Consider the following 6,994-nt stretch of genomic DNA (forward strand, 5'->3'; position numbering starts at 1 on the left):
GCCGGGGGGTGGGACGTAGCGCGGGCGGGGAAAGGGGTGTGGGGGTGAGACGTGGGAGAGAGTGCGGAGCGCTGGGGAGGACGCAGTGGGGACGGCGGAGCGGCCGGAGACCTTTGGGTCTCCGGCCGCCCGTGTGCGCGTACGTGGGCTACTGCTTGAGCATGTTGTCCAGCAGCAGCGCGCAGCGGATCACGCCGAGGTGGCTGTACGCCTGGGGGTGGTTGCCCAGGCCACGCTCGGCGAGCGGGTCGTACTGCTCGGGGAGCAGTCCGGTCGGGCCCGCCGTGTCGATCATCTGGAGGAACAGTTCCTCGGCGTCGGTACGCCGACCGGTGCGCAGGTACGCCTCGATCAGCCAGGACGTGCAGATGTGGAAGCCGCCCTCCCGTCCGGGCAGGCCGTCGTCCCAGTGGTAGCGGTAGACGACCGGGCCGCTGCGCAGGTCCGCCTCGATCTTGAGCACGGTGGAGAGGAAGCGCGGGTCGTCGCCGGGCAGCAGCCCGGACAGGCCGATCCACAGCGACGAGGCGTCCATGTCCTCGTCGCCGTACGCGACGCTGTACGCCTCGGCCTGCTCGTGCCAGCCGTGTTCGAGGACGTTGGCGCCGATCCGGTCGCGCAGTTCCACCCACTCGGCGCGGTCCTCGCCGCCGTGCTGGCGGGTGACGTGCAGTGCCCGGTCGACGGTCATCCAGCACATCACCTTCGAGAAGATGTGGTGGCGGGGAGGCAGACGCGCCTCCCAGATGCCGTGATCGGGCTCGTGCCAGCGGCGACGGACCGCCTCGACCATGTTCTCCAGGACCCGCCACTCCTCGGGGCGGACCGATCCTCGGGCGTCGGCGGTGGCGGCGATCAGGTCGGCGATCGGGCCGAACACGTCGAGCTGGAGCTGGTGGTTGGCGAGGTTGCCGACGCGTACGGGCCGGGAGCCGGCGTAGCCGGGCAGCGTGTCGATGACCGCTTCGGCGCCCAGTTCGTACCCGTCGACGGTGTAGAGCGGGTGCAGCCGCTCGGGGTGTCCGCCGGTGCGCTCGACGCATCCGTCCACCCAGCGCAGGAACGCCTCGGCTTCGGTGATCGAGCCGAGGTCGACCAGGGCGCGGGCCGTCATCGCGGCGTCGCGCAGCCAGCAGTAGCGGTAGTCCCAGTTGCGGACTCCGCCCAGTTCCTCGGGGAGCGAGGTGGTGGCGGCGGCGAGGATCGAGCCGGTCGCCTCGTGGCAGAGCCCGCGTAGCGTGAGCGCGCTGCGGGCGACCAGGTCCCGGGCCGTGGTGGGCAGGCGTAGCGAGGCGACCCAGTCCTTCCAGGGCCGTTCCGCGGCGGCCTGGCGTTCGTGGATCGGCAGCCGGTGGTGTTCCAGGCTGTGCGTGCCGAAGCGCAGCTCCAGCACGACCTGCCCGCCGAGCGCCGAGAGGTCGACCACCGCCTTGGCGGTCGAGTACCCGCCGTCGTTGCCGACCTCCCACTGCACGCCGGGGGAGTAGAGCGCGATGGGTTCGTTGGAACCGAGCACCAGCAGGCCGTCGCCGACCGGCTGGAGCTGGACCGCGACCTGCGCGAACTCGGGCCGGGGAGCGAACTCCACGCGGACCCGACCGGTGCCGGCCAGCACCCGGATCAGGGTGGAGTCACCGGAGATGATCGCGGGACCGTCCGGTGTGGCCTTCGGGTCGGGCTTGTCGAGCCAGTCGGTGACGGTCAGCCCGGACCAGCGGGTCTCCACGGTCATGGTGCCGGACCGGTAGCGCTGGCCGAGCGGGATGCCGCCGCGTTCGGGGGCGACGCTGAAGTGACCGGCCGGGCTGCCGCCGACCAGGTCGGCGAAGATGGCCGCCGAGTCGGGCTTGGGGTTGCACAGCCAGGAGACCTTGGCGTCCGGCGTGAGCAGGGCGACGGTACGCCCGTTGGCAAGCATCGAGTGCCGCTCGATCGGCACCGCGCGCTCGCCGAACAGCCAGTGCCGTCGGGTCTCCAGGAGCAGTCCGAGCGCGCGGGCGGCCTCGATCGGCTCGTCCACCCGGTAGCCGGCCTTGGTCTCGCCGGGCCCGATCTTGATGCCGACGTCGGGGCCGTGCAGGTTGCCGAAGGCGTTCTCGTCGGTGATGTCGTCACCGATGAAGAGCACCGCGCTGGCGGAGAGCTGGGTGCGGAGCTGGTCGACCGCGGTGCCCTTGTGGGTGGCCACCACGGACAGCTCGATCACCTCCTTGCCCTGGGTGACCGTCACGTCCGGCCAGGTGGCGGGACCGTTGCGGACCGCCTCGATGGCCGCGCCGGCGATCTCGGGGGCCACCCCACGGGTGTGCACCGCGACGCTCGCCGGTTTGCGCTCCAGGCGTACGCCCGGGTGGGTCGCGGCGATCTCGCGCAGCGCGTCCCGCAGCCGGGTGCGGACCGCGATCAGCTCGGGGGAGAGCCGCTCGACGAACCCGATGTCGAACTCGGAGCCGTGGCTGCCGACCAGATGGACCTCGCTGGGCAGCCGGGAGAGCGCGGCCAGGTCGCGCAGCGCGCGACCGGAGACGACGGCCACGGTGGTCTGCGGCAGCGCGGCCAGGGCACGCACCGCCGCCACCGACTCCGGCAGCGGTACGGCCTTGCTCGGATCCTCCACGATGGGGGCGAGCGTGCCGTCGTAGTCGCAGGCGACGAGGAGCTGGGGGACCCGGGCGATCCGGCCGATGGCGGACCGGAGCTCCGGGTCCATGGTGCCCGCCGCCGGGGTGATGATCTCGTTTGAGCCGGCGTTCACGCCGCCTCCATGTCAGGCACACCTAGTTCGGTGAGGAAGGACTTCGCCCAGTGCCCCACGTCGTGGGTGCGCAGATGGCGTTGCATAGTCCGCATACGGCGACGAGCCTCCGGCTTCTCCACATGCACGGCCCGTAGCAGAGCGTCCTTGACCGCGTCGGGGTCGTGCGGGTTGCACAGGAACGCCTGACGCAGCTCGGTGGCTGCGCCGGCGAACTCACTGAGTACGAGCGCGCCCCCGTGGTCCGCCCTCGACGCGACATACTCCTTGGCCACGAGGTTCATTCCGTCTCGCAGTGGAGTCACCATCATCACGTCAGCGGCGGCGTACATCGCAGCCAGTTCGGTCCGACTGTACGACTGATGCAGATAATGCACCGCAGGCACACCGACCCGCCCAAATTCGCCATTAATCCGACCAACCTCGCGCTCGACCTTGACGCGAAGTGCCTGGTAGTGCTCGACCCGTTCGCGGCTCGGCGTGGCGACCTGCACCATAACGGCGTCGGGGACTGTCAACTTTCCGTCAGCGAGCAGTTCGCGGAAGGCCTTGAGTCGCAGTTCGATGCCCTTGGTGTAGTCGAGCCGGTCCACGCCGAGGATGATCGTCTTGGGATTGCCCAGCTCCTCGCGGATCTCCTTGGCCCGGGCCTGGATCGCCGAGTCGGCGGCCAGCCGCTCCATCTCCTTGGTGTCGATGGAGATGGGGAACGCGCCGGCCTTGACCTGCCGACCGTCCACCTGGATCATCTGGCCCTCGTACCGCAGGCCGAGCAGGTGGCGGGCGAGCCGGACGAAGTTCTGCGCGGCCAGCCGCTGCTGGAACCCGACCAGGTCGGCGCCGAGGAGTCCGCGCAGGATCTCGGTGCGGAACGGCATCTGCATGAACAGCTCGATCGGCGGGAACGGGATGTGCAGGAAGAACCCGATCCGTAGGTCCGGCCGGAGTTCCCGGAGCATGGCCGGCACCAGCTGGAGCTGGTAATCCTGCACCCACACCGTCGCGCCCTCGGCCGCGACCTCCGCCGCGGCCTCCGCGAAGCGCGCGTTCACCAGGCGGTACGCCTCACGCCAGCGCCGCTTGTAGGCGGGCGTCTCGACGGCGTCGTGATAGAGCGGCCAGATGGTGGCGTTGGACTGGCCCTCGTAGTACCGCTCCAACTCCTCGGCGCTCAACGGCACCGGGTGCAGGCGGATGCCCTCCAGGTCGAACGGTTCGGGGGCCGCGCCGGTGCCGCCGGCCCAGCCGACCCAGGTGCCCTGATGCTCGGCGAGGACGGGGTGCAGTGCGGTGACCAGCCCGCCTGGGCTGCGTCGCCACTGTCGGCCCTCAGGTGTGCTCACCTCGTCGACCGGCAGTCGATTCGCCACTACGACAAAGGAGCTACGGACGGTCACGATCGGCCACCTCCGGGTGCTGACGGGTCCACCGCGATGAGCGTACTGAGCGTAGCTGCGGCGTCTGTTCCCCCGTGCCGGAGTCACCTACCCTTCCCAGACTCCGTCAACCGTGAACGTGATCATGGTGACACGGCCCGCCGCCTGCCCCGACGGCCTGGGCTGCCGCGTGTCGGGCCGGTGGCCTACCCGATGGCGTCGGGCGGGGCGATGTGGGCGCGGGGCGGCGTACCTGTCAGGATTGACGATGGCGTGCGCGTGGCCGGCTTCCGGCCGGCGGCGGGCGGTCAACCGGCCCGCACCCGCACCACACGACATTCGGCGATCACCACCGACGGAGGGTAGCCCGTACCGTGGCCCAGTACATCTACGTCCTGGAAAAGGCGCGCAAGGCGCACGGCGACAAGGTCGTGCTCGACAACGTGACGCTGAGCTTCCTGCCGGGGGCCAAGATCGGTGTGGTCGGCCCGAACGGCGCCGGTAAGTCCAGCCTCCTCAAGATCATGGCAGGGCTGGACCGGCCGAGCAACGGCGAGGCCCGGCTGATGCCCGGCCACACCGTCGGGCTGCTGGCCCAGGAGCCGCCGCTCAACGACGCGAAGACCGTCCTCGGCAACATCGAGGAGGCGGTCGCGGACACCAAGGCCAGGCTGGAGCGGTTCAACAAGATCGCCGAGCAGATGGCGACCGACTACTCCGACGAGCTGATGGAGGAGATGGGCCGGCTCCAGGAGGAGCTGGACCACGCCGACGCCTGGGACATCGACTCCAAGCTCGAACTCGCCATGGACGCGCTGCGTTGCCCGCCGCCGGACGCCGACGTCACCACGCTCTCCGGTGGTGAGCGCCGCCGGGTCGCGCTCTGCAAGCTGCTGCTGGAGGCCCCCGACCTGCTGCTGCTCGACGAGCCCACCAACCACCTGGACGCGGAGAGCGTGCAGTGGCTGGAGCAGCACCTGGCCAAGTACGCCGGCACCGTGCTGGCGATCACCCACGACCGGTACTTCCTGGACAACGTGGCCGGCTGGATCCTGGAGCTGGACCGTGGCCGGGCCGTCGGCTACGAGGGCAACTACTCCACGTACCTGGAGAAGAAGGCCGCCCGGCTCGCCGTCGAGGGACGCCGCGACGCCAAGATGAAGAAGCGCCTCACGGAGGAGCTGGAGTGGGTCCGCTCCAACGCCAAGGCGCGGCAGACCAAGTCCAAGGCCCGGCTCGACCGGTACGACGAGATGGCCGCCGAGGCGGAGAAGACCCGCAAGCTGGACTTCGAGGAGATCCAGATCCCGCCGGGGCCGCGTCTGGGCAACACCGTCATCGAGGCGCACAACCTGACCAAGGGCTTCGGCGACCGGGTACTCATCGACAACCTGTCGTTCTCGCTGCCGCGCAACGGCATCGTCGGCATCATCGGCCCGAACGGCGTCGGCAAGACCACGCTGTTCAAGACCATCGTCGGGCTGGAGCAGCCGACCGACGGCTCGGTCAAGGTCGGCGAGACCGTCTCGCTGTCGTACGTCGACCAGAACCGGCAGGGCCTGGCCGGTGACAAGTCGGTCTGGGAGGTCGTCTCCGACGGGCTGGACCACCTCATGGTGGGCAAGGTCGAGATGCCGTCCCGGGCGTACATCGCCGCGTTCGGCTTCAAGGGGCCGGACCAGCAGAAGCCGACCAAGGTGCTCTCCGGCGGCGAGCGTAACCGGCTCAACCTGGCGCTCACGCTGAAGATCGGCGGGAACGTGATCCTGCTCGACGAGCCGACCAACGACCTGGACGTGGAGACGCTCTCCAGCCTGGAGAACGCGCTGCTGGAGTTCCCCGGCTGCGCCGTGGTGATCTCCCACGACCGGATGTTCCTGGACCGGGTCGCCACGCACATCCTCGCCTGGGAGGGCGACGACGAGAACCCGGCCAAGTGGTTCTGGTTCGAGGGCAACTTCGAGGCGTACGAGAAGAACAAGATCGACCGGCTCGGCGCCGAGGCGGCCCGGCCGCACCGGGTGACCTACCGCAAGCTGACCCGCGACTGATCGGGGCGGATCGTCGTGGCTGACCGGTTCGTCTACCACTGCACCCTGCGTTGGTCCGACCAGGACGCGTACGGTCACGTCAACAACGCCCGCTTCCTCACGCTCTATGAGGAGGCGCGGGTGGCGTTGATGTTCGCCGGTGCCCAGGCCCAGGGGATCGACTCGTTCACCAACGGCGTCGTGATCCGCCGGCACGAGATCGACTATCTGCGCCCGGTCGACTTCGCCCTGCACCGCGCCACCGCCGATGGTGCGCCCACGGTGCGGATCGACCTCTGGGTGGAGCAGATCCGCGCGGCCTCCTTCACCATCGGCTACGAGATGTACGACGGGGACCTGCTGGTCAGCCGGGCGCGCTCGGTCCTGGTGCCGTTCGACCTGGCCCAGCAGGCGGCCCGTCGGCTGACCGAGCAGGAACGGGCCTTCCTGCTCGGGTACGCCCTCGACGGCGGGACACCGTGACCGGATCGCGGGGCGACGCCGACGGTCACGGGATCGTCGACGTCGCCGACGCGGGGGCCTTCCTGTCCCGGCTGGTCCGGTTCGAGAGCACCGCCCTGGTCCGGTTGCGGCCGGCCGGTGCACCGGGCCGTACCGCCCTCTGGGCCCGGCTGCCGTGGGGCGTCCTGGCGGCGCGCACGGTGGCCGGCGCGGGTGCCGGAGACGTCACGGTGGCCGCCGGGAGTCTGCTGGCCGAACTGGCGGCCGGTGGGAGCGCGTTGCCCACGCGACAGGACGCGCAGTGGCGCTGGGCGTTGCCACCGGCCGGGAGCCGGTGGGTGGAGACGCTGCCGGGCGGGGAACTGCGCCGA

Annotated in this window: 4 protein-coding genes and 1 pseudogene; 3 read left to right on the plus strand and 2 right to left on the minus strand. The window is 70.3% G+C overall.

From position 1 onward, the window contains the following. Positions 1-148: 148 nt before the first annotated feature. Positions 149-2,710, minus strand: a complete 2,562-nt coding sequence (gene otsB / locus EYA84_RS22705) for a trehalose-phosphatase (protein WP_131055138.1) — start codon at positions 2,708-2,710, stop codon at positions 149-151. Positions 2,711-2,751: 41 nt separating this feature from the next. Then, positions 2,752-4,152 (minus strand): trehalose-6-phosphate synthase, encoded by a 1,401-nt coding sequence (locus tag EYA84_RS22710; protein ID WP_131055133.1) that lies wholly within the window; start codon positions 4,150-4,152, stop codon positions 2,752-2,754. A gap of 353 nt (positions 4,153-4,505) precedes the next feature. Between EYA84_RS22710 and ettA the strand changes: the two genes are divergently transcribed. The 3 genes and pseudogenes from ettA to EYA84_RS22725 all read left to right on the plus strand — a co-directional run. Further along, positions 4,506-6,182 carry an energy-dependent translational throttle protein EttA gene (ettA, locus tag EYA84_RS22715; protein ID WP_131055134.1) on the plus strand — a complete coding sequence of 559 codons (1,677 nt, stop codon included), beginning with the start codon at positions 4,506-4,508 and terminating at the stop codon, positions 6,180-6,182. A 15-nt stretch (positions 6,183-6,197) separates the two neighbouring features. Further along, positions 6,198-6,644, plus strand: coding sequence for a thioesterase family protein (locus tag EYA84_RS22720; RefSeq protein WP_131055136.1), 447 nt, complete (start codon positions 6,198-6,200; stop codon positions 6,642-6,644). Then, positions 6,641-6,994 (plus strand): annotated as a pseudogene (locus tag EYA84_RS22725) (hypothetical protein); the annotation flags it as partial. The gene EYA84_RS22720 and the pseudogene EYA84_RS22725, both read left to right, overlap by 4 nt.

Origin of the sequence: Verrucosispora sp. SN26_14.1 (assembly GCF_004307965.1) — a bacterium.
GTDB lineage: Bacteria > Actinomycetota > Actinomycetes > Mycobacteriales > Micromonosporaceae > Micromonospora.

What these genes read in the sequence shown, in the direction of transcription:
- otsB (WP_131055138.1), bottom strand. Translation starts at nt 2,710, where the DNA reads ATGGACCCGGAGCTCCGGTCCGCCATCGGCCGGATCGCCCGGGTCCCC.